20 protein-coding genes and 2 pseudogenes are annotated in these 24,191 nt (G+C 72.2%); 15 read left to right on the top strand and 7 right to left on the bottom strand.

Going from position 1 to position 24,191, the window contains the following annotated elements; all coding sequences use genetic code 11:
• The first annotated feature begins 131 nt into the window (after positions 1-131).
• The 8 genes and pseudogenes from ACZ5CW_RS09620 to ACZ5CW_RS09655 all read left to right on the top strand — a co-directional run bounded on the left by ACZ5CW_RS09620 (position 132) and on the right by ACZ5CW_RS09655 (position 7,573).
• Positions 132-1,202, top strand: a complete 1,071-nt coding sequence (locus ACZ5CW_RS09620; protein WP_468599736.1) for an ABC transporter permease — start codon at positions 132-134, stop codon at positions 1,200-1,202.
• Positions 1,195-2,169 (top strand): ABC transporter permease, encoded by a 975-nt coding sequence (locus ACZ5CW_RS09625; RefSeq protein ID WP_468599737.1) that lies wholly within the window; start codon positions 1,195-1,197, stop codon positions 2,167-2,169. The genes ACZ5CW_RS09620 and ACZ5CW_RS09625 overlap by 8 nt, the downstream gene beginning before the upstream one ends.
• Positions 2,170-2,294: 125 nt before the next feature.
• Positions 2,295-3,374 (top strand): rhamnose ABC transporter substrate-binding protein, encoded by a 1,080-nt coding sequence (rhaS, locus tag ACZ5CW_RS09630; protein WP_468599738.1) that lies wholly within the window; start codon positions 2,295-2,297, stop codon positions 3,372-3,374.
• Positions 3,375-3,390: 16 nt separating this feature from the next.
• A complete protein-coding gene (locus tag ACZ5CW_RS09635) occupies positions 3,391-3,711 on the top strand; it encodes an L-rhamnose mutarotase (RefSeq protein WP_468599846.1) in 321 nt (106 codons plus the stop codon).
• 86 nt (positions 3,712-3,797) lie between these two features.
• Positions 3,798-4,211 (top strand): annotated as a pseudogene (locus tag ACZ5CW_RS09640) (Tat pathway signal sequence domain protein); the annotation flags it as partial.
• Between the two features lie 79 nt (positions 4,212-4,290).
• Positions 4,291-5,316 (top strand): LacI family DNA-binding transcriptional regulator, encoded by a 1,026-nt coding sequence (locus ACZ5CW_RS09645; protein WP_468599739.1) that lies wholly within the window; start codon positions 4,291-4,293, stop codon positions 5,314-5,316.
• Positions 5,317-5,426: 110 nt separating this feature from the next.
• Entirely contained in the window at positions 5,427-6,728 is a 1,302-nt protein-coding gene (locus ACZ5CW_RS09650) for an alpha/beta fold hydrolase (RefSeq protein ID WP_468599740.1), read from the top strand.
• 101 nt (positions 6,729-6,829) lie between these two features.
• Positions 6,830-7,573 carry a PIG-L deacetylase family protein gene (locus tag ACZ5CW_RS09655; protein ID WP_468599741.1) on the top strand — a complete coding sequence of 248 codons (744 nt, stop codon included), beginning with the start codon at positions 6,830-6,832 and terminating at the stop codon, positions 7,571-7,573.
• A gap of 253 nt (positions 7,574-7,826) precedes the next feature.
• Here ACZ5CW_RS09655 and ACZ5CW_RS09660 read toward each other — a convergent pair whose 3' ends face one another.
• On the bottom strand, positions 7,827-8,294 hold the full coding sequence (locus tag ACZ5CW_RS09660; protein WP_468599742.1) for a hypothetical protein: 468 nt from the start codon (positions 8,292-8,294) through the stop codon (positions 7,827-7,829).
• Positions 8,295-8,578: 284 nt separating this feature from the next.
• Here ACZ5CW_RS09660 and ACZ5CW_RS09665 point away from each other — a divergent pair.
• Positions 8,579-8,662 (top strand): annotated as a pseudogene (locus ACZ5CW_RS09665) (IS5/IS1182 family transposase); the annotation flags it as partial.
• A gap of 98 nt (positions 8,663-8,760) precedes the next feature.
• On the opposite strand, the gene ACZ5CW_RS09670 reads toward ACZ5CW_RS09665, so the two are convergent.
• Positions 8,761-11,784, bottom strand: a complete 3,024-nt coding sequence (locus ACZ5CW_RS09670; protein ID WP_468599743.1) for an NACHT domain-containing protein — start codon at positions 11,782-11,784, stop codon at positions 8,761-8,763.
• Positions 11,785-12,448: 664 nt separating this feature from the next.
• Here ACZ5CW_RS09670 and ACZ5CW_RS09675 point away from each other — a divergent pair.
• From ACZ5CW_RS09675 to ACZ5CW_RS09685, 3 genes are read left to right on the top strand one after another with little or no spacing between them, the layout of a single operon-like run.
• A complete protein-coding gene (locus ACZ5CW_RS09675) occupies positions 12,449-13,249 on the top strand; it encodes a MerR family transcriptional regulator (RefSeq protein WP_468599847.1) in 801 nt (266 codons plus the stop codon).
• On the top strand, positions 13,246-14,490 hold the full coding sequence (locus tag ACZ5CW_RS09680) for a glycosyltransferase (RefSeq protein ID WP_468599744.1): 1,245 nt from the start codon (positions 13,246-13,248) through the stop codon (positions 14,488-14,490). The genes ACZ5CW_RS09675 and ACZ5CW_RS09680 overlap by 4 nt, the downstream gene beginning before the upstream one ends.
• Before the next feature lie 10 nt (positions 14,491-14,500).
• A complete protein-coding gene (locus ACZ5CW_RS09685) occupies positions 14,501-15,355 on the top strand; it encodes a pentapeptide repeat-containing protein (protein ID WP_468599745.1) in 855 nt (284 codons plus the stop codon).
• Here the strand turns inward: ACZ5CW_RS09685 and ACZ5CW_RS09690 are convergent.
• A complete protein-coding gene (locus ACZ5CW_RS09690; protein ID WP_468599746.1) occupies positions 15,317-16,987 on the bottom strand; it encodes a cytochrome P450 in 1,671 nt (556 codons plus the stop codon). The two genes, ACZ5CW_RS09685 and ACZ5CW_RS09690, sit on opposite strands and share 39 nt — an antisense overlap.
• Positions 16,988-17,108: 121 nt before the next feature.
• On the opposite strand from ACZ5CW_RS09690, the gene ACZ5CW_RS09695 reads away from it, so the two are divergent.
• Both ACZ5CW_RS09695 and ACZ5CW_RS09700 read left to right on the top strand, forming a co-directional pair.
• Positions 17,109-17,714: a TetR/AcrR family transcriptional regulator gene (locus ACZ5CW_RS09695; RefSeq protein ID WP_468599747.1), complete on the top strand. Its 606-nt coding sequence runs from the start codon at positions 17,109-17,111 to the stop codon at positions 17,712-17,714.
• 101 nt (positions 17,715-17,815) lie between these two features.
• Positions 17,816-18,541 carry a DUF2470 domain-containing protein gene (locus ACZ5CW_RS09700; RefSeq protein ID WP_468599748.1) on the top strand — a complete coding sequence of 242 codons (726 nt, stop codon included), beginning with the start codon at positions 17,816-17,818 and terminating at the stop codon, positions 18,539-18,541.
• Here the strand turns inward: ACZ5CW_RS09700 and ACZ5CW_RS09705 are convergent.
• The 4 genes from ACZ5CW_RS09705 to ACZ5CW_RS09720 form a co-directional block, all read right to left on the bottom strand.
• A complete protein-coding gene (locus tag ACZ5CW_RS09705) occupies positions 18,509-19,747 on the bottom strand; it encodes a lactonase family protein (RefSeq protein ID WP_468599749.1) in 1,239 nt (412 codons plus the stop codon). The two genes, ACZ5CW_RS09700 and ACZ5CW_RS09705, sit on opposite strands and share 33 nt — an antisense overlap.
• Positions 19,748-19,870: 123 nt before the next feature.
• Entirely contained in the window at positions 19,871-20,998 is a 1,128-nt protein-coding gene (locus tag ACZ5CW_RS09710) for a hypothetical protein (RefSeq protein ID WP_468599750.1), read from the bottom strand.
• A 46-nt stretch (positions 20,999-21,044) separates the two neighbouring features.
• Positions 21,045-22,298 (bottom strand): FUSC family protein, encoded by a 1,254-nt coding sequence (locus tag ACZ5CW_RS09715; protein WP_468599751.1) that lies wholly within the window; start codon positions 22,296-22,298, stop codon positions 21,045-21,047.
• Between the two features lie 95 nt (positions 22,299-22,393).
• Positions 22,394-22,888: an FBP domain-containing protein gene (locus tag ACZ5CW_RS09720; protein WP_468599752.1), complete on the bottom strand. Its 495-nt coding sequence runs from the start codon at positions 22,886-22,888 to the stop codon at positions 22,394-22,396.
• 291 nt (positions 22,889-23,179) lie between these two features.
• Between ACZ5CW_RS09720 and ACZ5CW_RS09725 the strand changes: the two genes are divergently transcribed.
• Positions 23,180-24,157 carry a phosphotransferase family protein gene (locus ACZ5CW_RS09725; RefSeq protein ID WP_468599753.1) on the top strand — a complete coding sequence of 326 codons (978 nt, stop codon included), beginning with the start codon at positions 23,180-23,182 and terminating at the stop codon, positions 24,155-24,157.
• Positions 24,158-24,191: the final 34 nt, after the last annotated feature.

Genomic DNA, 24,191 nt, shown 5'->3' on the forward strand with positions numbered 1-24,191 from the left:
GCAGCGAGGGCTGCCCGCATGAGCGCCGCGGCGAAGGCCGCCCGTGGGTCGGCCGCCCGGGGGCCTGCCCGTATGACAGCCGTCGAGAGGGCTGCCCGTATGACCCCGACCGTCACCCGGAGGGCCGCCGCATGACGGTGACCACGCCGAACGAGACTCCCGTCGCCGAGGCACCCGGGTCCGGCGGCACCCGGCTCGTGGACCGTGTCCTCAAGATGCGGGAACTCGCCATCCTGGCCGTCTTCCTGGTGATGATCGCCGTCACCCAGGCGGGCAACAGCGAGTTCCTGACCGAGCAGGGCATCAAGGACCTGCTGCTCAACGCCACGATCCTGGTGCTGGTCGCCACCGGCCAGTCCCTGGTGGTGATCACGAGGAACGTCGACCTGTCGGTCGGCTCCACACTCGGCATCAGCGCCTTCGCCGCCGGGACCTGGCTGCACGGCGGCGGCGACACGGTCGTCGCGATCCTCCTCGCCGTCCTGCTGGGCATCGGCTGCGGCCTGCTCAACGGTCTGCTGGTCAGTCTCGGCCAGGTACCCGCGCTGGTCGTCACGCTCGGCACCCTCTACATCATCCGGGGCGTCGACTCCGTCTGGGTCGGCTCGCGGCAGATCACGGCGGCCGATCTCCCGGGCGGCTTCGTCGACTTCGGCTCCGGCGGGCTCGCCGCGATCCCCTGGCTCGCCCTGATCGCCCTCGCCGTGCTGGTCGCCACCGCGTACTACCTCAAGCACTACAGCGGCGGACGCGAGCTGTACGCCCTCGGCTCCAACCCCGAGGCGGCACGGCTCGCCGGCATCCCGGTCCGCAAGCGGATCCTGGCCGCCTACACCGTCTGCGGCGCCCTCGCCGGACTCGCCGGCGCGCTGTACCTGGCCCGGTTCGGCAACGTCGACTCCGGCACCGGCAACGGTTACGAACTCACCGTCGTCAGCGCGGTCGTGGTCGGCGGCATCGCCTTCACCGGCGGCTCCGGCAGCGTCTACGGCGCCGCCCTGGGCGCCCTGCTGCTGACCTCCGTCAACAGCGTGCTGCCCGCGCTCGGCGTCAGCTCCGTATGGGTGCTCGCCATCAACGGTGTCCTGCTGCTGCTCGCCATCGCCGTCGACCGGATCGTCGCGCTGCGGGTGGCCGCGGCCCTGAAGAAGAAGTCGGCCCCAAGGAGGACCGCCATGGCGAAGGAGAAGGCCGGTGCCTGAGTCGCTCACCCGCGCGATCCGCTGGGACACCGTCGTCGGCGCGGTCCTGATCGTCCTGCTGCTGCTGTCGTTCGGCTTCGTGGACGGCTTCGGCAACGCCCTCAACCTGTCGTTCCTCCTCGGCAACACGCTTCCCATCGCGCTGATCGCCCTGCCGATGACCCTGCTGGTCGTCTCCGGCGAGATCGACCTGTCGGTCGCCTCCACGGCCGGGCTGTCCGGCGCGGTGATGGGCAAGCTGTGGAACGAGGGCATGGCCATCGAGACGATCATCCCGCTGTGCCTGCTGCTGGGCGTCGTCTGCGGGCTGGTCAACGGGCTCCTGGTCACCCGGCTCGGGCTGCCGTCCCTCGCCGTCACGATCGGCACCCTCGCCGCCTACCGGGGCATCGCGCAGATCGTGCTCGGGTCGGACGCGGTGACCGATTTCCCCGGTCGGTACCTGGACTTCGCGGCCGGCCGCCTCGGCGACTCCTTCCTGCCGCAGGCCTTCCCGCCCTTCCTGGTCCTGCTCGTCGTCGCCGTGGTCGTCCTGCACGCGACCCCGTTCGGGCGGTCGCTGTTCGCGATCGGCGCGAGCGAGGAGGCGGCGCGGTTCGCCGGGCTCCGGGTGAAGCGGACCAAGCTGGTCCTCTTCGTCGCCACCGGGTTCATGGCGGCGCTCACCGGCGTGTTCTGGGCCCTGCACTACGCCAGCGCCCGGTACGACAACGCCACCGGCCTCGAACTCTCGGTCGTCGCCGCCGTGCTGCTGGGCGGGATCGACTTCGACGGGGGCAAGGGAACGCTGGGCGGCGCGATCGCCGGTGTGTTCCTGCTCGGCGCCCTGCAGAACGTGATGAGTCTGCTCGACGTCTCCGCGCAGTCGCAGATCGTCGTCACCGGTGTGCTGCTCGTCGTGTCCGTGCTCGGGCCGCGGGTCGCGCGCCAGGTCTCCGTGGCGAGGGCGCGCGGCGCGGCCGGTTAGGCCGCTCGTCTCGCTGCGGACCCGTCGTGGCCGGTCGCGCCCCCGCGGCAGAGCCGCATGTTCCACACACTCCCGCGCCCCTGACCGGGCGCCTCACACCCACCTCGTCACAAGGGGACCCAACGATGCTCACGTCATCCCTCCACCGCACCTGTGCCGCCCTCGCCGCCGGCACCTCCCTGGCCCTCGCCCTCACCGCCTGCGGCGGCACCACCAAGAACGACGTCAAGGACGACAGCGGGCCGGCCGCCTCCGCCGGCAAGGCGGACCCGAACGCCGCCACCAAGAAGGGGCTGACCGTCGGCTTCCTGCCCAAGCAGGTCAACAACCCCTACTTCACCAGCGCCGACAAGGGCGGCGAGAAGGCGCTCGCCGAACTCGGCTCGAAGTACAAGGAGGCGGGCCCGTCCAGCGCCACCGACACCTCCGGCCAGGTGAGCTACGTCAACACGCTCACCCAGCAGCAGGTGGACGCCATCGCCGTCTCCGCGCAGGACCCGGGCGCCCTGTGCACCGCGCTGAAGCAGGCCATGACCAACGGCATCAAGGTCGTCACCTACGACTCCGACACCGACCCCGGCTGCCGCAACGCCTTCGTCTCGCAGGCCGGCGCCGAGGACCTGGGCCGCACCGAGGTGCAGCTGCTCGCCGAACAGATCGGCTACAAGGGCGAGATCGCCGTCCTGTCGGCCGCCCAGACCGCGACCAACCAGAACACCTGGATCGGCTACATGAAGGAGGAGCTGAAGGACCCCAAGTACAAGGACGTCAAGCTCGTCAAGATCGCCTACGGCAACGACGACGCCCAGCAGTCCTTCCAGCAGACCCAGGGCCTGCTCCAGGAGCACCCGAACCTGAAGGGGATCATCTCCCCGACCACCGTCGGCATCAAGGCGGCCGCCCAGTACCTGTCGGGCTCGAAGTACAAGGGCAAGGTCAAGCTGACCGGGCTCGGCACCCCGAACGACATGCGCAAGTACATCAAGAACGGCACCGTGGACGCCTTCGAGCTGTGGGACCCGGCGAAGCTCGGCGACCTGGCCGCCCGGACCGCCGTCGCCCTGTCCTCCGGTCAGATCACCGGCAAGGAGGGGGAGACCTTCAAGGCCGGCGGGACGACGTACACCATCGGCAAGGACGGTGTGATCAGCCTGGGCAAGCCGACCGTGTTCGACGCCCAGAACATCGACCGGTTCGACTTCTGAGGAGGGCTCGGCCGTGATGCAGCGTGTGTGCTTCCTGCTGAAGGTCAGGGCGGACCGCCTCGACGAGTACCGCGAGCGGCATGCCGCCGTCTGGCCGGAGATGCTCGACGCCCTGAAGGCGACCGGCTGGCACAACTACTCACTCTTCCTGCGCGCGGACGGACTGCTCGTCGGCTATCTGGAGACCGAGGACTTCGCCGCCGCCCAGTCCGCGATGGAGGCCACCGACGTCAACGCCCGGTGGCAGGCGGAGATGGCGCCGTTCTTCGAGTCGCTGGACGGCGCCCGGCCCGACGAGGCCATGAAACCGCTCACCGAAGTGTTCCACCTCGCCTGACCACCCCGGAGCGATCATGAGACGACGCACCGTGCCGGCCGGCCCCCCGGCCGCCACCGTCACGGCCGCCGGTACCGCGCGGGCGTGCCGTCATCAGCCATGTGCCGGGCCGCTTCGGCCGGTGCACGACGGACTACGTCGGCGACCGCACGGCGCACGGCCGCGCCTTCCACCTCCGCAAGAACGCCTCGGGCGGCTGGCAGAAGACGCAGATCCCCGTCCCGCTGAACTCCGGCCAGCGCACCAAGCTGGTCCTGGACCGGTACGACAACGCCTACGCGGTGTTCCCCCACGGCAGGATCGCCGGCGCCTCGAAGTCCTCCGGGTACACGGACTGGGCGCTGCTGTACGACGGCGGCGGCCGGAACGCGTTCGGAGAGGTCGTGATCGACGAGACGCGGGTCGCCGCGGACAACGTGCTGTCGTTCATGTACCAGGAGAGGTCGAGCGGCACGACCCCCTCGGCGCTGCACGTCGCGGACTTCGCACTGCCCGCCTGACCGGTCTGTTCCGGGCGGCGGTGCCGGTAATGTGAAGGCCCGCCCGCCGTCCCTCGTCCCCCTGGAGGTCTGAAGCCCGATGGCCCAGTCGGTGGGTATCAAGGACGTCGCCCGCGCCGCCGGAGTGTCGGTGGGCACGGTGTCCAACGTCATCAACCGCCCGGACACCGTCGCGAGCGAGACCCGCGCGCGGGTGCTGTCCGCGATCGACCGGCTCGGCTACGTCCGCAGCGAGTCCGCACGTCAGCTGCGCGCCGGCCGCAGCCGGATCATGGGCCTGCTCGTCCTGGACATGGGCAACCCGTTCTTCGTGGACGTGGCGCGCGGCGCCGAGCGGGCGGCCCGCGACGCGGGGCTCGGCGTCATGGTCTGCAACAGCGCGCAGAACGCGGCCGAGGAGGCCGAGTACCTGTCCCTCTTCGCCGAGCAGCGGGTGCGGGGTGTGCTGCTCACCCCGGCCGACGCCACCGGCCACAACATCGAGACCTTCCGCCGCCACGGTATCCCGTTCGTGCTGGTCGACCGGGTCGCCGAGGGCGCCAGCGAGTGCTCCGTGTCCGTGGACGACGTGGCGGGCGGCGCCCTCGCGGTCCGTCATCTGGTGGACGCCGGGCACCGCTCCCTGGCCTACGTCAGCGGGCCGCCCGGACTCAACCAGGTCCGCGACCGCCGTACCGGCGCGCTGAACGCCCTCGCCGAGGCCGGGCTCCGCCCCGACACGCTGCGCGAGCTGCCCACCGAGCGCCTCGACGTGGCCGCGGGCCGGGACGCGGGCGCCCGGCTGCTCGGCCTCGCCGACCGCCCCACCGCCGTGTTCTGCGCCAACGACCTGCTCGCCCTCGGCGTCCTGCAGGCCATGTACGCGGCCGGCGTCACCGTCCCGGACGACCTCGCGATCGTCGGCTACGACGACATCGAGTTCGCCGCCGCGGCCGCCGTTCCGCTCACCTCCGTGCGGCAGCCCGCGGTCACCATGGGCGCCCTCGCCGCCGAACTGCTGCTGGAGGAGACCGAGCAGGACGACGGCGGGCGGCCGCACGAGCACCGCCGGGTGGTGCTCCAGCCGGAGCTGGTGGTGCGCCGCTCCAGCCTCGCCTCCCGCTGAGCCGTGTGCTGACCCGAAGTTCAGTGACAATCCATGATCCCGGGGGTCGGCCCGTGCACGGACATGTGCTGAACTGGGACGCGTCCATCCCATCCGTCCCGGGAGCCCCGTTGAGTCTCAGCTACCGCCAGCCCGGCGTCGTCCTGACCGACCGCCGCTTCACCGTGCCCCTCGACCACGCCGACCCGGGCGGCGAGACCATCGAGCTGTACGCCCGCGAGGCGGTCGCGAGCGACAAGGCCGGGCAGGACCTGCCCTGGCTGTTGTACCTGCAGGGCGGACCCGGCTTCGGGGCGAATCGTTTCGTCGGACGTCAGGCCTGGCTCGACCGGGCCCTGAAGGACTACCGCGTACTGCTGCTCGACCAGCGCGGCACCGGCAGCTCCACGCCTGCCACCCGGCAGACGCTCCCGCTGCGCGGCGGCCCCGCCGAGCAGGCCGACCACCTCACCCGCTTCCGCGCCGACTCCATCGTCCGCGACTGCGAGACCATCCGTCCCGAGGTCACCGGCGGCGCCCCCTGGACCGTGCTCGGCCAGAGCTTCGGCGGCTTCTGCACGGTGTCCTACCTCTCGTTCGCCCCCGAGGGCCTGGACACCGCCGTGATCACCGGCGGGCTGCCCTCCCTGCACGCCCACGCCGACGACGTCTACCGCGCCGCCTACCCGCGCGTCGAACGCAAGGTCACCGCGCACTACGCCCGCTATCCTCAGGACGTCGAGCGGGCCCGCCGGATCGCCGACCACCTCCTCACCCACGACGTGGTCCTGCCGAACGGCTACCGCCTCACGGTCGAGGCCTTCCAGTCCCTGGGCCTGATGCTCGGCACGAGCGACGGCAGCCACCGCCTGCACCACCTCCTGGAGGACGCCTTCGTACGCACTCCCGGCGGCCTCGACCTCTCCGACGCCTTCCAGGAACAGGCCCAGGCCCTGCTGTCGTACGCCGGCCACCCCCTCTACGCGCTCGTCCACGAGGCGATCTACGGGCAGGACGCCCGGCCCACCGCCTGGGCCGCCGAGCGCGTCCGCGCCGAGTTCCCGCAGTTCGACGCGGCGAAGGCGCTCGCGGGCGACGCCCCGGTCCTGTTCACCGGCGAGACCGTCCACCCCTGGATGTTCGACACCGACCCGGCCCTGCGCCCGCTGCGCGAGACGGCCGAGCTGCTCGCCGCCCGCAGCGACTGGAGCCCGCTGTACGACCCCGCGCGTCTCGCCGCCAACGAGGTGCCGGTCGCCGCGGCCGTCTACCACGACGACATGTACGTCGACACCGCCCACTCCGTGGAGACCGCCCGCGCGATCCGGGGGCTGCGCACCTGGGTCACCGACGAGTTCGAGCACGACGGTCTGCGGGCCGGCGCACCCCGGGTACTGGACCGGCTGCTGGCGCTGACCCGCGACGAGGCCTGACCACCGGCACGGGCCGCGCGCCGCGGTGGCCGGCACGGACCGGGCACGGGCGCACCGTAAAAGGGGTTGCGGACGGGGCCAGGCGGCCTAGTGTGCCGCCCATGACCGAGGCGAAGATCACCGAACTGCAGCCCCTGCCCGACGACTGGCAGCGCGCCCTGGCCGTGGTGGCCCACCCCGACGACCTGGAGTACGGCTGCTCGGCGGCCGTCGCCGCCTGGACCGATGCCGGCCGCGAGGTCGCCTATGTGCTGGCCACCCGCGGCGAGGCGGGCATCGACACCCTCGACCCCGCCACCTGCGGCCCGCTGCGCGAGCGCGAGCAGCGGGCCAGTGCGGCCGTCGTCGGCGTCGGCACGGTGGAGTTCCTGGACCACCACGACGGCGTGATCGAGTACGGCCCCGCGCTGCGCCGCGACATCGCCGCCGCGATCCGCCGCCACCGGCCCGAACTCGTCATCACCCTCAACCACCGCGACACCTGGGGCGGGGTCGCCTGGAACACCCCCGACCACGTCGCCGTCGGCCGCGCCACCCTGGACGCCGCCGCGGACGCCGGCAACCGCTGGATCTTCCCGGAACTCACCGAGCAGGGCCTCCAGCCCTGGAACGGCGTGCGCTGGGTGGCCGTGGCCGGCTCCGCGCAGCCCACGCACGCCGTCGACGCCACACCCGGCCTGGAGCGGGCGGTGTGCTCGCTGCTCGAACACCGCACGTACATCGAGGCGTTGACCGACGAGGACCCGGAGGCGTACGTCCGTGACTTCCTGACCACGCAGACCACCGCCGCCGGCAAGCGTTTCGGCGGCCGCCCGGCGGTGTCCTTCGAACTCTTCGGCCGCTAGGCGGCTTCGTCTGGATCAGACGGCCGTTGGTCCGGGTGTGCCGTTGACAGATGCGCAGTGGGCGCGGATCGAGCCGACACTCCCGGACCGGGCGCCGAGGCGGGGTGGAGAAGCGGCGGAAGGGCCGCGAGTGCGCCTCCATCGGCTGTTGCTGCCGTAGGAGCCGGCCCGTTCAGCGGTGTGCTTCGGGTGATCGGCCGGCAGGGCCGGCTTTGACCCACATGTACTGGGTGGTGCCGCTGTCCGTGACGGCTCAGCGGGACCGATGGCCGAGAAGTTCGATCAGCCCTACCGGCAGAAACGCGGGCCGGTGGGCTTGGCCCACTTGGTACGGCACGAAGCCCAGCGAAGAGGCCACCATGACCTCTTCGGCCGTCTCCGCCTGATAGACGACTCGGCAGCGGCCCACGTCGGCCTTCGCGCGCTGCCAGAGGACCGGAGCCGGCTTACGCTCGGCCTCGGTGCGCGGAGTGAGGATTCGGTCTTCGAAATCCTCCCAGGCGAAGGGACTCGGACCCCGCCACGTCGCGTCGACTTCCTCCTTCAACTTGGCGGCACGCTCGGCGTCGGTCGTGCCCCAGGAGGGCGGAACATTGGTGATCAGGCCGACTTTGACGTGACGTTCACGCAGGGCACGCAGATATGAGGCCGCGCCACGCTGATAGTCGGTGCTGCCGTCGTCGGCGGTGTGCACGAGGGTCTCGCCCAGGTCGAAGTACACGACGGGACAAGCGCGTTCGCTGCTCCCGCGTGCAGCGATGACCGTTCCCGTGTCTCCTCTCCCGGCCTCGAGGGCAGCCCCGCTCGACGTGGCGCACAGTACGGTCGACACCACGACTGCGCCCAGCACGAGGCTCGCACGGCCCAAGCTCTTGAAGACAGACCTGTCCATGGGGTCGTCGCCCTTTCTTGCCGGGGACATACACGATATCCGGCCGGTGGGGGCCCATGACGTCACCGGCGACGACGTTGTCGTGGATCTCGACGTGATCACCGTCGAAACCGGTGTGGGCCAAGCTCCATCGCCTGGTACTCGACGAACTGGGTGGTCAGGGCGAGTTGGACTGGTCGCGGTGCGCGATCGGCTCCACCTGACGTAACGAAGCACTACCGGGTTCGGAGTTTCCGCATCGCGCACTGAGCGCCCGCCCGGCATCCTCACCCCTCCGCTTCGGCTCGTACGCCGTTCAGTCCCGAATACACGCGATGAGCAGGATCTGATTCTGTGGTCGCTGCCCCGGAAGAGTGCGCCCTTGGGCGAGCAGGCTTTGCCATGCCAGGTGCAGAAGATCCGCCTGATCTGCATGGTGACCTGTCGTGCGCAGAGCGGAAACAGCAGCGAGGAGAGAGACACGGGCACAGGCCAATGCCTCGTCGTCACAAGGTGTCCTCCGTTCGCGCATGCTCGAAAGCAGGCTGAGCGCTAGTTCTGTGACTTTCTTCGCCGCGAAGCCCAGTCCCTCTGATGTGGTTTGCGATGCACTCAGATGGGTGTGCACATGCTGCACGGCCTTGATCGGATCCGCAGGGGGCTTCTCCGCGCCGGACGGATACTCGGCAGCCGTAGCCCCGACGTGGTCGTCCAGGCTGACCAGGACAGGTACCTCTGCCGGCAAATCCTCCGGCACCCATGCAGCCAGGAGTGTGCTGTGAGCGGCGAACACGGTACTCAGGCGCTCCGAGTAGGGATTGGTCTCCGAACCGATCCGGACAGCCAGATCCATGTCCACGTCGAGATTCGAGGAGAGCGCGCTTGCAAGCGTGGGGGCGACTCCGACGCTCACCCCCAGGTTGCGAACCAAAGCGGTAGCTCGAGCGATGGCGCGGGCGAGATCCAGATCGAGGCCGCGGACGAAGTCAGGTTCCAGATCCACGGCTCGGGTCCGGGCTCGAGCGAAGAGGCCGTCGATGTCTCGCCCTGGATCGAGAGTACAAAGAAGATCTCCAGCTCGGCCGAGGCCGCCGGCGCCGCGGCGTGTGCGGGCAAGGGCCCGCCCCAGGACGGCAGCGCGATCAGAGCCGAGATCACTGGTGAGGGCCAGTGCCCGGTCCCGGGTGACGGCCAGGACGTCGTCGAGGACTGCACGTGATGGATCGGGCAGCGCTGCGAGCACGCGGAGGCGCAACCGTGTGCGCGTATCGGCGAAAAGAGCGGCGATGCTGGAGGCGTCGTACAGAGGACCCCACCGGTCGTCGTCCTGAATCTCGGAACGGTGTCGTGCGGTGGTGGCCAGAGTGGCGGCCCAGCTGCACAGCCGCGAGCGCTCCTGGCTCGAGGCCAGCAGTATCTTCAAGTAGGGCGAAGTCTCCCAGAAATCCATGACGGCCCTGGCACGAAACCATTCCGGCGACGAGGCATAGGGCCAGGAGGCGCCGGGAGGAAGGTGCAAGACAGGGGTGCCGTCGTCGTGCGCCCAAAGGGTGTGGCGAGTCAGATCGACGACCATTGCGGCGGTGGAATCACGGAGCTCTTCGGTCGTCGGTAACCGGTAGGCGAAGTTCCCGGTGATGTGGTTGAGCCATGTGATGAAGCGGTGCGCGTCCGCGGCCTGCATGCCGGTTGCGGCGGCGGCGCTTCTGGCCCCGGCAGCGGGTGAGCCGGAGACGCCGAAGTGGTGGCGGCCTTCCGCTTGTTCATCAACGACGAACAAATCGTACAGGGACTGCGGGACCGGACGTGCGCACAGTGCAGTGGCGTCATTGAGCTCAATGGTCTCGCGGAGGATGCGTGAGGCGTGCACGCCGGTGAGCAGCCGTCGAAGGCCGGGCTCCGCGGCCTGTGCGGCGTCCGTGGCCAGGTTCTCCAGACGGTCCCGGACTCCGGGGTCGAGGGTTCTGGCCTGTTCAGCGCAGTCAAAGGCCAGGGCAAGGGCGGATACGGTGCCGGACTCCAGGCAGGAGGCGACTACGGCGGTGGCGTCATTGCTGGCAGCCCACAAAAGAGTGGCCTCACGCCACCAGGGGTCCTCGATGTTTCCGATCAGCACGCTGATATCGGCGCGTGCTGTGCCGAGTTGAGCAGCCGCGAGATACTCCTGCAAGGTCAGGTGCGCGAAGCCGTAGACGCCCTGCTCGCGTTCGACCAAGAGGCCGCTCTTGCACGCCTCGACGAGGAAGGTCTCCGGGGAGACACTGCCGGGTACCTGCCGCAACGGGCGACGGATCGCTCGCATCGCCTCGCGCGCCGGCCAGTCTCGGACCCTTGCTTTCATCATGTGCAGGGCCAGGTGCTGGGCGACGTGTTGTTTGTGCGGCCCGCTCAGACCAGTGGCATCGTGGAGGCCGCGAGCCTCGGAGCGGCGATGCAGTAATACATCGCACATCTCCGCGTACAGTTCCGCGCGGCTTCCCGGCAGCTGTCCGCGGTAGCGGTGCACGTTCGCCGTCATCGTGAGGAGGAGTGGATTGGCTGCCAGGTCGTAGAGCGCCGGCCGCTCTCTGAGTCGAGTAAGCAGGCCATCAGCGTTCCGGTCGGCCACTGCCTGCACGTCGCGACCGGAGACACCGCGCGCCCGGCTCTCGGTCGCGTACGACCACTGGCGCAAGAACCGCTCGATCTGCTCAGCGGTGAAGCGCCGCACTTGAAGTACCTCGGCTCCGGGCAGCGGATTCGACTCGTACCCGTGCGGGCGGGAAGTCACCACGAACGTGTTGTGCGGATGGCGTTGGGACTGCCGGACCACCCAGGCCACAACCCGGCCTCGCTCTGCCGGGTCGCCCACCTCATCCAGCCCGTCCAGCAGTACCAGGCACCTCCCACTGTCGAGCCTGCGCTCCAGCCAGCGTGCCGACACCTTCCCCTCCAGCCAGCCGGCGGAGACCGCGACTTCAGCGAGCACCTGCGTTTCGTCCTCCAGCAACTGCGGTGCGTGGTCGCGCAAGTACAGAAGCACGGGAAGACGGCGTCGTCGCGGCCGCCAGCGGCGCTCGCAGAGCGCGAGAGCCGTGTTACGGGCCAGTGTGGTCTTGCCAGATCCCGGTCCGCCGACCACTGCCAGTACTCGAGTGACGCCTTGCCGTTCGACCTCACGCAACACCGATCCAAGGCTCCGGCGCCGGCCTACCTCGAGCACCGGTTCCTCGGACACCGAGCCCAGATAGGGTTCTCGAGCGGCGACGTGCAAGGGCTGCGGCACCAGGCTGACGTCTACGTACACCTGCCGCATCTGCAAGACGAACTCGCTCTGCGTGGCCACCCCCACGGTCTCCATGTCGCGGACGCTGGCCCGAAGCTGTCGCAGGTACACCCGCCTGCCGCCGCAATCTCTCTGTGTCGATGCATCCGGGAGGCCAGGCGCAGCGGACCACACCTCCGTGTACAGGAGCACTAGGACAGCCACGGCCAGAGAGGCGTACAGCCAAGTCCAACTGAATCGTCCATCAGAAAGGATCTGGTTGACAGCTACTCCGGCTGTCACTGTCAGTCCCGCGCCGCCAAGGACCCGCAGCATGCCCCGCACACCCACGGCTCATCCCCCCGCCCGTTCGTGCCCGTACGGTCCCACGTACCCACTCAGCGCACTCAGCGCGTAGCACCAGCCAAGTGCATCCGGGCCCCTGGTCGCAGCGTGATCCCGAGATCGGGGCCCCGCCGCCGGAAATCGTGATCCGTCGTGTGCACGCACGGGGTCCGGTCAGCTCACCCAGCAGATCAGCCTGGACACCGCCCGCGAGTCGCGCCTCGTTGCGGAGCAGGCCATGGACCGCATGCGCGAGGAGTTCGGCCACACCTCCATCGGCCCGGCCGCCGTCATGCGGCTCGCCGCTCACCACGCACGCGGCATTCCACCGGCAGCCGAAAGCCGGGGGACTGCCGTGAGTTGACCCTCCCCTTACGTCAGGCTCGAGGCTGTGACCGGACGAAAGGGCAGGCACATGGGCTACTCGGTGGGGCAGGTGGCCGCGTTCGCGGGGGTGACCGTGCGGACGCTGCACCACTACGACAAGGCGGGGCTGCTCTCGCCCACCGAGCGCAGCCGCGCCGGCTACCGCCTGTACAGCGACGCCGACCTGGCCCGGCTGCAGCAGATCCTCTTCTACCGCGAACTGGACTTCCCGCTCGACGAGATCGCCGTCATCCTGCGGGACCCGGGGGCCGACGCCCTGCACCATCTCCGCGACCGGCAGCGGCGGTTGCGCGAGGAGATCGCCCGGCTCGAACGGCTGGCGGGGGTGGCCGAGCGGGCCATCGAGGTGCAGCGGACCGGCGTCGCGCTCACACCCGAGGAACGCTTCGAGGTGTTCGGCGAGATCTCCTTCGACCTCAGCTACGCCACCGAGGCCCAGCTGAAGTGGCAGGACTCGGCCGTGTACCGCGAGGCGATGGCACGGGCCGGGGCCCACACCAAGGAGGACTGGCGGCAGCTGATGACCGAGGCCGCCGCCTGGCGGGCCGAGCTGCTCGCGGCCTTCGACGCGGACGAGCCCGCCGACGGCGGGCGGGCCATGGACCTCGCCGAGGAGCACCGCCGCCACCTCACCCGCTGGTTCACCCCCTGCCCGCCGGACACGCACCGGCGCATCGCGGACGACCTCGCCGCCGACCCCCGTGCCTTCGCCCTCCTCGTCCCGCCGTCACAGCAACGTCCCGGCCTCGCCGACTGGGTGAGCAAGGCCCTCCACGCCAACGCCTCCCGCCGCGACGGCTCCCGCACCGAGCCCGAGGAGCACCCATGAGAATCCTGATCGCCACGGCCGGATCGCGCGGCGACGTCGCGCCCTACACCGGCCTGGGCGCCGAACTGGCCCGCGCCGGGCACGAGGTCACGCTGGCCACCACCGACGCCTTCGCCTCCCTCGCCCACGGCGCCGGGCTGGACTTCCGGCGGCTGCCCGCCGACCCGCGCGCCCACGGCACGCCCGGTGGCCGGCGGGAACTGATGCGCACGGCCGCCGCGTTCGTCACGGAACTCGGCCGGGGGTTCGCCGACGCGGTCTTCGACGGCACGGACCTGCTCCTGCTGTCCGCCACGACGGCCCCGCTCGGCTGGCATCTCGCCGAGGCCACCGGTGTGCCGAGTCTCGGCGTCTACCTCCAGCCGACCGCACCGACGGGTGACTTCCCGCCCGTGGTCGCGGGCACCCGTTCGCTGGGCCGCGCCGGCAACCGGGCGGCCGGCCGTCTCGCCCTGCGCATCGCCGACCGCGTCTTCGGGCAGGCGGTCGCCGAGCTGCGCCGTCACCTCGGGCTGCCGCCGCTCACCGCCGCCGCGATGCGCCGGCGCCGCGAGCAGGAGTCCTGGCCCGTGCTGCACGGCTTCAGCACGGCTCTGGTGCCACGCCCCGCCGACTGGCGGCCCGGTCTGGAGGTCGCCGGACCCCTCTGGCCGCATGTCGGCACCGGCGAGCGGCTGCCCGCCGCCCTGGAGGACTTCCTGCGGGCGGGGCCCCGGCCCGTCCTCGTCGGCTTCGGGAGCATGGCGGCCGGAGCGGGCGAGCGGCTGAGCGGGATCGCCGTTCAGGCGCTGCGGCGCGCCGGGCTGCGCGGCATCCTGCAGTCGGGAGCCGCCGGTCTGGCCGCCGACGGGGACGACATGCTCACCATCGGCGAGGTGCCGCACGCCCTGCTCCTGCCGCGGCTGGCCGCGGTCGTCCATCACGCCGGCGCGGGCACCACCGCGGCCGCGCTGCGCGCGGGAGTGCCCGCCGTCGCGGTGCCGGTCGCCGCGGACCAGCCGTTCTGGGCCGCCCGGCTGGCCGCGCTCGGAGCCGCTCCCGACCCGATCCCGCCGCGCGCCCTCACGGCCGAACGGCTCGCCGCCGCACTCGATCTCGTGACGCGGCGGCAGGCGTACGCCCGGGCCGCCGCGCGAGTGGGCCGGCACATGGGCGGCGAGGACGGCGCGAGCCTCGTGCTCAAGGAGGTCGAACGGGTGGCCCGGGCCGGCGGCGAACCGGGCGGCTTCGCAGGTCAGTAGGCTGGACCCCATGCCGGACCAGATAGCTGACCCCTCCGATCTGCGCGGCGACTGCGCGAAGTGCTTCGGGCTGTGCTGCGTCGCCCTGCCCTTCGCCCGCTCCGCCGACTTCGCGCTGAACAAGCCCGCGGGCAAGCCGTGCCCGAACCTCCAGGGCGACCACCGCTGCGGCATCCACGCCGACCTGCGCGAGAAGGGCTTCACCGGCTGCACGGTCTACGACTGCTTCGGCGCCGGCCAGAAGGTCTCGCAGGTCGTCTTCGACGGGCAGGACTGGCGTGCGGGCACGAAGGAGCACGCGCGGCGGATGTTCGACGTGTTCCCGGTCGTACGGCAGCTGCACGAGCTGCTGTGGTACCTGACCGAGGCGCTCGGTCTGCCCGCTGCCCAGCCCCTCCACGCCGACCTGCGACAGGCGCTGGAGCGGACCGACCGGCTCACCCGGCAGACCCCCGAGGAGCTGGCCGTGCTGGATGTGGCCGCGCACCGGCAGGAGGTCAACGTGCTCCTGCTGCGCACCAGCGAGCTGGCCCGGGCCGGCGCAGGCGCGAAGGGTGGGAAGGGCGGGAAGCGCGGCGGCAAGGACCGCCGGGGCGCGGACCTCATCGGGGCCCGCCTCAAGGGCGCCGACCTGCGCGGGGCGAGCCTGCGCGGGGCCTACCTCATCGCCGCCGACCTCACCGGTGCCGACCTGCGCGGCGCGGACCTGATCGGCGCCGATCTGCGGGACGCCGACCTGACCGACGCGGACCTCACCGGTGCCTTCTTCCTCACCCAGCCGCAGCTCGACGCGGCCCGGGGCAGTGCCGGCACCAGGCTGCCGGAGTCAGTCACCCGCCCGGCGCACTGGACAGCGGGCCGCTGACCCGGAGGCGTCGTCCGGGACCGTGACCGGTACGGTGCCTGCCCGTGCGGGGCGCGGACCGGCGGCCCCCGCTGCCTCGTCCGGCAGGCCGCCGGGCGTCTCGTGCGCCGGGCAGCGGCCGGACGGCTCCGCGACCGCCTCCACCGCGGCTCCGGGCGCCGGCTCCACCGGCACCGGCCCGGTGGCCGGTGCCGGCCGCCGTTCCAGCCGCATGCGCAGGTCCTCGGGCATCAGCGTCAGCCGCTCGGTGACGGTGAGCCGGTAGGCGGGGTCGGTCCGCAGCTCGTAGCGGCGCAGCAGCAGGCCGAGGACCAGGGTCGCCTCGTGCAGCGCGAACTGGCGGCCGATACAGGCCCGCGCCCCGGTGCCGAACGGCTTGAAGGTGTGCGGCGGCCGGGCCCGTACGGCCTTGGCGTCGAACCGGTCCGGGTCGAACCGCTCGGCGTCCTCGCCCCACACCGCCGGGTCGCGGTGCAGCATCGGCGTCAGCACCAGCGCCCACGCGCCCCGGCGCATCGGATGGTCTCCGGCGAGCACCGTGTCGTGCCGGGCCTCCCGGGCGAAGGCCGGCGCGGTCGGCCACAGCCGCAGCGACTCGTCGAGCACCCGGCGCAGGTAGCGCAGCTTGGCGATCTGCTCGTAGCCGGGCCGCGGGGTGTCGGCCCAGACCCGGTCCACCTCGGCGCGGGCCCGGGCGGCGATCTCCGGGTGCCGGGCGAGGTAGTAGAGGGCGAAGGAGAGCGCGCCCGAGGTGGTCTCGTGGCCCGCCACGAGGAACGTGATCACCTGCTTGCGGACGTTCTCCGCGGTCAGCTTCTCGCCGGTCTCCGGGTGGGCCGTTTCCAGCATGCGGTCCAGCAGGTCGCCGCCGCCCCCGCCGCCGAGGCGGCGCCGGGCCGCGACCAGGTCGTCGACGGTGCGGTCGAGAAGCGCCATGTCGGCCGCGTTGCGCCGGGCCGCGGCCCGCAGCAGCAGCGGCGCCAGCGGCCCGGGCACGCTGTTCAGCCGCTGTGCGTAGGTGAGCGTGCCGACCATCGCCGTGACGAAGGGGTGCGGCCGGTCCCGCTCGAAGGAACCGAAGTCGTGCCCGAAGCCGGTCCGTGCGATCGTCTCCAGGGTCAGCTTGGTCATGTCCCCGGGTACGTCCACCGCGCGGCCGGCCGCCGCCTCGCGGTCCCAGTGGTCGGTCAGCCGGTCGGCGGCCGCCAGCATCATCCCGTGGTAGCCCTCCATCGCCTCCCGGCTGAACCCGGGCGCCAGCACGTCGTGCGCCAGCTGCCAGTTCGGCTCGTGGTTGTAGGCGGTGAACAGGCCGTCCCCGGCGACCGGCCGCAGATTGGCGACCCCGAGCCCCACGTGCTTGGCGAACCGGGACTCGTCCGCGAGGTCGGCGACGAGCGGCGCTCCCCACACGAACACGAACTCCTTGCCGAAGGCCCGTCGCCGGTAGATCGGGCCCAGCTCACGTGCGAAGCGCATGGAGTCCTGCAGCGGCCGGTGCCGGTCGGCGCCGAGCACGTCGCCGAGCAGCGGCAGCCGGCGCGGCGGATGAGGGATGCGGTGCAGCTCGGGCCAGCCCTGCTCGGCACTGCGGAAACCCTTCGGCAGTCCGGTCTCCGTCGTCTCCGCCATGACGCGATCTCCCTTGATCCAGCGGACCGTTGAACCTGTGGCGCGCGCGTGTTATACGTGAGTTCAATAACGGGTTCCAGTGTGGTCCGCTTGTTGAACCGGCGTCAAGTAAGGTGACGCCATGCCCGCGAACCAGGGGGAGCGCGCCCGGCGCAGACTCAGCACCGAGGAGCGTCGTGCGCAGCTGCTGTCGGTCGGCGCGAAGCTGTTCTCGGAGAGCCCCTACGACGACGTGTGGATCGAGCAGGTCGCCGAGATCGCCGGGGTCTCCCGCGGGCTGCTGTACCACTACTTCCCGACCAAGCGGGACTTCTTCGCCGCGGTCGTGGAGCGCGAGAGCGAGCGGATGCTGCGCATGACCGCGGCCGTGCCCGGAGTGCCGGTCCGCGAGCAGCTCACCGCCGGCCTCGAGACCTACCTCGGCTACGTGGAGGCCCACGCCAACGGCTTCCGGGCCTTCCACCGGGCCGACGCGGCCGGCGACCAGGTCGTACGCCGCGTCTACCAGCGGGCGCTGGCCGCCCAGGAGCGGCAGATCCTGGCCGCGCTCGCGGCCGACCCCGAGTTCGGGCCCGCCTTGGCGAACGCCCCCCAGGTGCGCCTGGCCGTGCGCGGCTGGCTCGCCTTCATCACGGCCGTGTGCCTGGAGTGGCTGCGCGGGGGCGAGTTGACCCGTGAGCAGGTGCGAGACCTGTGCGCCCGTGCGCTGCTGGGTGTCATCGCCTGAGTCTCGGCTCCCCGAAAAGCTCCGTTCGTGCGGCGGGGCCTGGTTGGCGTGCGCACCGTTCTCCGATAGGTTAGGCAAGGCTTACCTAAGGAGGTCTCGGGATGGGTGACACGCAGGACTGGACGGCCGCACCCGGCGCGGCGGAACGGGCGCGGTCGGTGCTGGCCGCCGCGTGGTCGTGCGCGGTGACCGCGGACGGCGTACGCGAGGAGTACGTCGGCGCGCACACCGTCACCGACGACGGCGAGGTGCGGCTGACGGTGCCCGACGACAGCGCCCTGCTCACGGCGGCCATCTGCGCGCCACGCCAAGAGCCCTCGGCCGCGCTGGAGTTCGCCGACGTGGCCCCCGTCCCGGTGCGGGGCCGCATCCGCGCCCGGCTGTATCTCGCCGGATGGTTCGCCCCGACCGACGGCTCGCTGCTGTTCCGGCCCACCCGTGTCGTGCTGCGGGAGTCCTCCGGGGCCGTGGTCGTCGACCTGGGCGAGTTCGCCGCGGCCCGGCCGGACCCCCTCGGCGACGCCGAGTCCCGGCTGCTCACCCACCTCGCCGACGCCCACCCCGACGCCGTCGAGCGGCTCACCCGCCTGGTGCGGCCCGAGAGCCTGCACGCCGCGACCCGGGTGGCCCCCCTCGCCGTCGACCGGCACGGACTGACCCTGCGCATCGAGCGCACCCGAGCCCACGGCGACGTACGGCTGCCCTTCCACGCGCCCGCCGACGACGTCGCCCAGCTCACCGAGCGCATGCACGCCCTGCTGGCGCAGGCCGGTGCCGCCGCCTGCCCCCGCGCGCTACAGAGGCAGCGCGCAGACGGCGACGGGTGAGGCGAACGGCTCGCCGGCCGAGCGGAGTACGCCGCTGTCCGTGTCGACGTGGAGGACGCTGACCGTCCCGGAGCGCTGGTTCGCCGCGAACAGCAGCCGGCCGTCGGGCGAGAACGCGATCTGCCGGGGGAAGTCCCCGCCCACCGGGACCGTCCCGAGCAGCCGCAGCCGGGCCCCGCCGCCCTCGACCGCGTACCGCGCCAGGCTGTTGTGACCCCGGTTGGCCAGGAAGGCGTACGCGCCGTTCGCCGTCACCAGGATCTGCGCCGGATAGTTGCCGCCGCCGCCCGAACCCGTCGGCTGCGGCTCCCCGATCGTCAGGCGGCCGCTCTTCGGGTCGTAGGCGCAGACCGCGACCGTGTCGTCCCCCTCGTTGGCCAGATAGGCGTACCGGCCGCCGGGGTGGAAGGTCAGATGGCGGGGCCCGGCGCCGGGCCGGGTGTGCGCCTGCGCCACCTCCGTGAGCGTGCCCGCGGCCTCGTCGAGGCGGTAGGTGTAGACGGTGTCGGTGCCGAGGTCGACGGCGAGGACGTGACCGCCGTCCGGGCTGGTGAGGAACTGGTGGGCGTGCGGGCCCTGCTGCCCCGGACCCGGTGCCGGGGAGGAGTGCCGGACCAGATCCGCGCGCTCGCCCAGGGCGCCCGAGGCGTAGATCGGGTGCACGCAGACCGTGCCCGATCCGTAGTCGGCGCTGAGCAGCCAGCGCCCGGAGGGATGCACCGACAGATGGCAGGGACCCGCGCCGCCCGTGCTCCGGGTGCCGAGGACCCGCCGGTCCGCGAGGCGCACGGCCGTCACGCCGCCGTCCTGCCGCTCGTCCACCGCGTACAGCGTCCGGCCGTCCGGGTGCACGGCGAGGTACGACGGGTCCGGGACCCCGGTGAGCGTGCCTGATCCGGTGATCCGGCCCGTCACCGGGTCGTACGCGGCCAGGCCGATGCCGGTGCCGCCGCCGTCGACGGAGGTGTAGGTGCCCACGTACAGCGGGCGGGGCCCGGACGGTTTCCGCGGCGGCGCGGCGGTCTTCGGCGCGCTGTGCGCGGTGGGCGTGTCGGCCGGCGGGGCCGCCGGGGACGGCACCACCACGACGGCCGCCGTGCCCGCCAGGGCTCCGGCGAACCGGCGCCTGGTCCAGTCCCGCCGGCCGTCCCGGCCCCGCTCGAACCGGGGCGACCCCCGGCGCGCCGTCCTGGCCTCCGTGTCCATGCCCACCTCAGGTCGTCGGTCGCCCCTGTCGTGACAGCCACCTTGACCTGTACCCACTGTCAGGGGCAAGCCCGGCAACGGTCGTTGCGCAGGGTGCAACGGTGGGTCGCGGCCGGAACGGGCCTACCAGTCTCCGTCCTCGACCGGCTTGCCCGGCGCGTCCTTCAGCGGGCTCACCTGGCCGGCGGACGGCGCCTGCCACGGGTCCAGGTCGTCCCCGAGCCAGTCGCCGACCGGCTCGACCGCCCGCAGGGTGTCGGTGGGGGCGAGGTCCTCGGCGTCCGCGTCGTAGTAGTCGTACCAGGGCAGTCCCGCCTGCGTGTAGGCCGCCCGGTCCACCGGTGACGGCGGGGGCGCCTCGCCGGTGATGCGGCGCCACTCCGGGGGCGTGACCAGGTGGACGAACACCCGCCCGGCGGGCTCCCGGGACCAGTCCCTGAGCGGCCGGTCGTCCCGGTAGACCTCCTGTCGCATGGAGCCGCCGACGCCCAGGCCCATGGCCGCGGCGCGTCGCCGGGGCGCGCCGCCCGGCGCCTGCGGCACCGCGCCGGGGGCCGGGGGCGGGGGCAGGGCCGAGCCGGGAGCGGCGGCCGCCGGCGGCATCGCCGCGCCCGGGGCGGCCATCATCTGCGGGGCCGCGCCGTACCCGCCGGCCGCCCGGGCCCGCGCGTTCCGCTCCCGCTCCAGCCGCTCCCGCTCCAGCCGCTCCCGCTCCTGGCGCCGCCACTCGGCCAGCACGTCCTCCCGGAGCGGGAACGACTGCAGCTGGACGCCGCCCCACACCTCCTCGCCGGTTACCTGGCCCTCCACGGTGGCGCCCAGCCCGAGCGGCACCGCGACGAACTGGCGGACCGTGCCCCTGCCGGAGTTGATGCCGTCCAGCCAGGGCTGGCGGGGCAGCACCACATAGTTCTGCGGCCGCCGGGAGAGCCGGTCGCTCCACGGCTTGCCGGACACCGCGCACACCTTGCCCACCCCGACCTGGAGCGCGGCCGGCTCCGTCGTACCGGTGAAACTCAGCCACATCGCCTCGCGGAGATAGACCGGCAGCATCACGCCACCGCGCGCCCGCCACTCCTCGGGGACCGTGTCCGCGTGGTCGGCGACCCGCCGGACCGGGAACTCGCCCAGTCCCGGCGGCAGCGGATGCGTGCCCGTCTCGGGCAGCCGCAGCGTGCGGATGAACCGCACCGCCACCCCGCCCGGCAGCCGCAGGGTGTTCCCGTCGATCCGTACCGCCGCGCCGGTCATCCGACCGCCCCCTCACGTCCCGTGCCGACCCGTTCCGGCACTTCCCTCACGGAGAACGCTCGCCGAAGCCCGTACGGTTCCGCCACAGCTCCTCCTGGACGCCGAGGCGCTCGCGCAGCCGGGACATCCGCGGCAGCTTCGCCCGGTGCTCCCGGGAGACCCGGTCCAGCTCCTCCAGCAGGCGGCGGGTGCGGTGCTCGGTGTTCAGCTCGTCGATGATCCGGTTCGCCTCGGTCAGCACCGCGCCCATCAGCTGCCAGTTCTCCCAGTCCTGACGGACCTCTTCCTGGAGCAGCTCGGCCAGCCGGTCCCGGGTGCCGGCCGCCGTGTGCAGCTCGGCCGTGAGCCGGGCCTCGGCCGACTCGGCGTTCTCGCTCAGATGGGTGGTCACGAGGACGGCGAAGCTGACCACCGCGTCGGCGATCTCCGACAGCAGCTGCTCCACGGTCGCGCCGACCCGTGGCGGGAACAGCTCCTCGGAGCCGCGGGCCTTCGCCAGGTCCGTGAACGAGCGGGCCAGCACCCGCAGGACCACCGTGCAGATCTCCAGGGTGTCCAGTCCGGTGCGCAGCACCACCCGGTGCAGCAGGCCCTCCTTCACCCGCGGATTGAGCCGCAGGCTGTCCTCGGCCTGCCGCAGCGCCGCGTCCACCCGGACGATGTCATGGTCCAGCCGGCGTGCCTCGTGCAGCCGCTCGGCCGCCTGCTGCCAGGGGGTCCGGCCCGCGGCCTCCTCGCCCATCCGGAGCATCAACTGCCGTACCCGGCGTGCCAGGTCCTCGATCGACCGGCCCGCCTCGTCCACCCACACCGGTGGCGGGAGCAGCAGGTTGCAGGCCGTCCCGACGACCGCGCCGATCAGCGTCTCCACGATCCGTGCCCAGGCGGTGAACCCGACGGTGGTCACGCCGAGCACCAGCATGGCGCTGATCGCCACCTCGGCCACGTACTCGTCGACCCGCACCAGGTGCCCCACGGCGAGCGCGGCCACGATGAGCAGCGCCAGGCTCCACCAGGTCAGCCCCACCAGCACGCTGAAGGCGATGGCGACCAGCACGCCGGCCACCACCGAGTTCACCCGGCGGATGCCGTTGGTGAGCGTGGCGTAGAAGGTCACCTGGACGACCAGCAGAGCGGTCAGGGGCGCGGTCAGGGGGGCCGGTTCCGGGCTGAGGCGCAGGGCGATGACGTAGGCGACCGTCGCCGCCGCGGCCGACCGCAGCGTCTGGACGACCACCGGCTCCCGGTGTCGCTCCACCAGGCGCTTCAGTCCCGAGGTCCACTTCCGTACGTCGTGCATCCCTTGGCCTGTTCCCGCTCCTGGGGTGCATCGAACGTGGCCGATCGAGGACTGTTTCTGTCCGCGAAGTCGTGCCGGCCGTCGCCGGGTGTGGCTCAGTCGTACAGCTTGTCGATGAACGCGGACAGGTTGCCCGTCGTCCGGGCGACCTGCTCCTGCAGGGTCAGGCTCTCCTCGAACCGCGCGCCGGACTCCGGCACCTTCCGGCCCCGGACGTACAGCGAACACGCCAGGTCGGTGCACATGTACAGACCGACCGAGTTGCCCTCGCGGCCCGCCGCCCCCGTCTTGCGCGCGGTCATCAGCGAGACCCCGCCGCCCGGATGCGTGGTCAGGCACAGCGAGCACATGCTGCGGTGCAGAAAACTTCGCTGGGAGGCCGGGAAGCGCAGGGTGACGCCGACGAGCCCGCCGCCCCGCTCGGTGACCAGATAGCTGCGGTCGGGCGCGCCGGGGTCTCGCCAGCCCAGGAAGTCGAGATCGTCCCACGGGCGTTCACCGAGGTCGCGCGGGACCGCCAGCCGCTTGGCCTCCCCTTTCGAGCAGTTGACGAAGGAATTGCGGATGTCCTGCTCGGTGAGCGCTCTCATGACGGGGAGTCCTTACGGATGCGACGGGCGTGAACCTAGAGGCCCTAGGTTCCTGGCTAGCGTAGGTAGTCAACGGGGGAGTGGTCCAACGGATTTGGCCCGGCCGCTTCCGCGGCGACGGGCGCCCGCACGGCACCGGGAGTCCGCGCGGTGTTCCGTACCCTGTACCGGAAACGTACCCCCGGCACCGACGAGGCGGCGGCCCAGCGGTGGCTCGACGGACCGGTGGCGGACGGGCGTTACGTCGAGGACGTGTGCGCGGCCGGCTGAGCCGCGGGGGAGGGGGGCACGGTGGGGGACTCGGAGGAGCGGGCCCGGCGGGTCCTGGCCGAGGCGGGCATGCCGCCCGCCCGGCTGGCCACGGTGCGCCCCCTCGGCGGCGGCACCTACAACAGCGTCGAGGAACTGCGGCTCACCGACGGCGGCCGCTATGTGCTGAAGACCGCGCCGACCGGACCGGGCCTGCGCTACGAGTCCCGGCTGCTGCGCTGCGAGGAGGAGTTCTGCCGCGCCGCCGCCGAGGCCCGTGTCCCGGTGCCCCGCACGGTGTACACGGACGCCGGCCCGGCGGTGCGGCACACGCTGCAGACCCTCTGCCCGGGAACGCCCTGGGACGACTCCCTGACCCGGGCGGAACAGGCTGCCCTGCGCCGCGAGCTGGGCGCGCAGGTGGCCCGGCTGCACCGGCTCGCCGGACCCGGCTTCGGCTACCCGTCGGGTGCGCTCGGACCGCTCGCCCCCAGCTGGCGTACGGCGTTCACCGCGATGACCGACGCGGTCCTGGCCGACGCCCGCGACTACGCCGCCGAGCTGCCGCACCCCGTCGACGAGGTGGCCCGTACGCTCCGGTCGGGATACGGGGCGCTGGACGAGGTCACCGTCCCGCGCCCGGTCCACTTCGACCTGTGGCGGGGCAACATCCTCGTCGACCGCACCCCCGCCGGGCCCCGCATCGGGGGCCTGATCGACGGCGAGCGCATGTTCTGGGGCGACCCGATCGCCGACTTCGCCTCTCTCGCCCTGCTGGACGACATCGAGAAGGACCGGGACTTCCTCGCCGGCTACCGGGACGGTGGGGGCCGGGTCGCCTTCGGCCGTACGCAGCGCGTCCGGCTTGCCCTGTACCGCGCCTATCTGTACCTGATCATGCTGGTCGAGACGGTCCCGCGGCAGGTCGGGGCGCGTCAGGCCCGCCGGGTCCAGGAGGCGGTCGCGCCGGAACTCGTCGCCGCGCTGGACGAAATCACCCGCCTCCCGCTTAGCTCATAACATGAACTAAGGGTTGGGAGAATGTCGCGCCCCG

This window comes from Streptomyces sp. NPDC031379 (assembly GCF_055569615.1).

What these genes read in the sequence shown, in the direction of transcription:
- ACZ5CW_RS09635 (WP_468599846.1), top strand. Translation starts at nt 3,391, where the DNA reads ATGCAGCGTGTGTGCTTCCTGCTGAAGGTCAGGGCGGACCGCCTCGAC.
- ACZ5CW_RS09720 (WP_468599752.1), bottom strand. Translation starts at nt 22,888, where the DNA reads ATGAGAGCGCTCACCGAGCAGGACATCCGCAATTCCTTCGTCAACTGC.
- ACZ5CW_RS09645 (WP_468599739.1), top strand. Translation starts at nt 4,291, where the DNA reads ATGGCCCAGTCGGTGGGTATCAAGGACGTCGCCCGCGCCGCCGGAGTG.
- ACZ5CW_RS09620 (WP_468599736.1), top strand. Translation starts at nt 132, where the DNA reads ATGACGGTGACCACGCCGAACGAGACTCCCGTCGCCGAGGCACCCGGG.
- ACZ5CW_RS09695 (WP_468599747.1), top strand. Translation starts at nt 17,109, where the DNA reads ATGCCCGCGAACCAGGGGGAGCGCGCCCGGCGCAGACTCAGCACCGAG.
- ACZ5CW_RS09705 (WP_468599749.1), bottom strand. Translation starts at nt 19,747, where the DNA reads ATGGACACGGAGGCCAGGACGGCGCGCCGGGGGTCGCCCCGGTTCGAG.
- ACZ5CW_RS09655 (WP_468599741.1), top strand. Translation starts at nt 6,830, where the DNA reads ATGACCGAGGCGAAGATCACCGAACTGCAGCCCCTGCCCGACGACTGG.
- ACZ5CW_RS09685 (WP_468599745.1), top strand. Translation starts at nt 14,501, where the DNA reads ATGCCGGACCAGATAGCTGACCCCTCCGATCTGCGCGGCGACTGCGCG.
- ACZ5CW_RS09710 (WP_468599750.1), bottom strand. Translation starts at nt 20,998, where the DNA reads ATGACCGGCGCGGCGGTACGGATCGACGGGAACACCCTGCGGCTGCCG.
- ACZ5CW_RS09690 (WP_468599746.1), bottom strand. Translation starts at nt 16,987, where the DNA reads ATGGCGGAGACGACGGAGACCGGACTGCCGAAGGGTTTCCGCAGTGCC.
- ACZ5CW_RS09700 (WP_468599748.1), top strand. Translation starts at nt 17,816, where the DNA reads ATGGGTGACACGCAGGACTGGACGGCCGCACCCGGCGCGGCGGAACGG.
- ACZ5CW_RS09715 (WP_468599751.1), bottom strand. Translation starts at nt 22,298, where the DNA reads ATGCACGACGTACGGAAGTGGACCTCGGGACTGAAGCGCCTGGTGGAG.
- rhaS (WP_468599738.1), top strand. Translation starts at nt 2,295, where the DNA reads ATGCTCACGTCATCCCTCCACCGCACCTGTGCCGCCCTCGCCGCCGGC.
- ACZ5CW_RS09680 (WP_468599744.1), top strand. Translation starts at nt 13,246, where the DNA reads ATGAGAATCCTGATCGCCACGGCCGGATCGCGCGGCGACGTCGCGCCC.
- ACZ5CW_RS09675 (WP_468599847.1), top strand. Translation starts at nt 12,449, where the DNA reads ATGGGCTACTCGGTGGGGCAGGTGGCCGCGTTCGCGGGGGTGACCGTG.
- ACZ5CW_RS09670 (WP_468599743.1), bottom strand. Translation starts at nt 11,784, where the DNA reads ATGGAGACCGTGGGGGTGGCCACGCAGAGCGAGTTCGTCTTGCAGATG.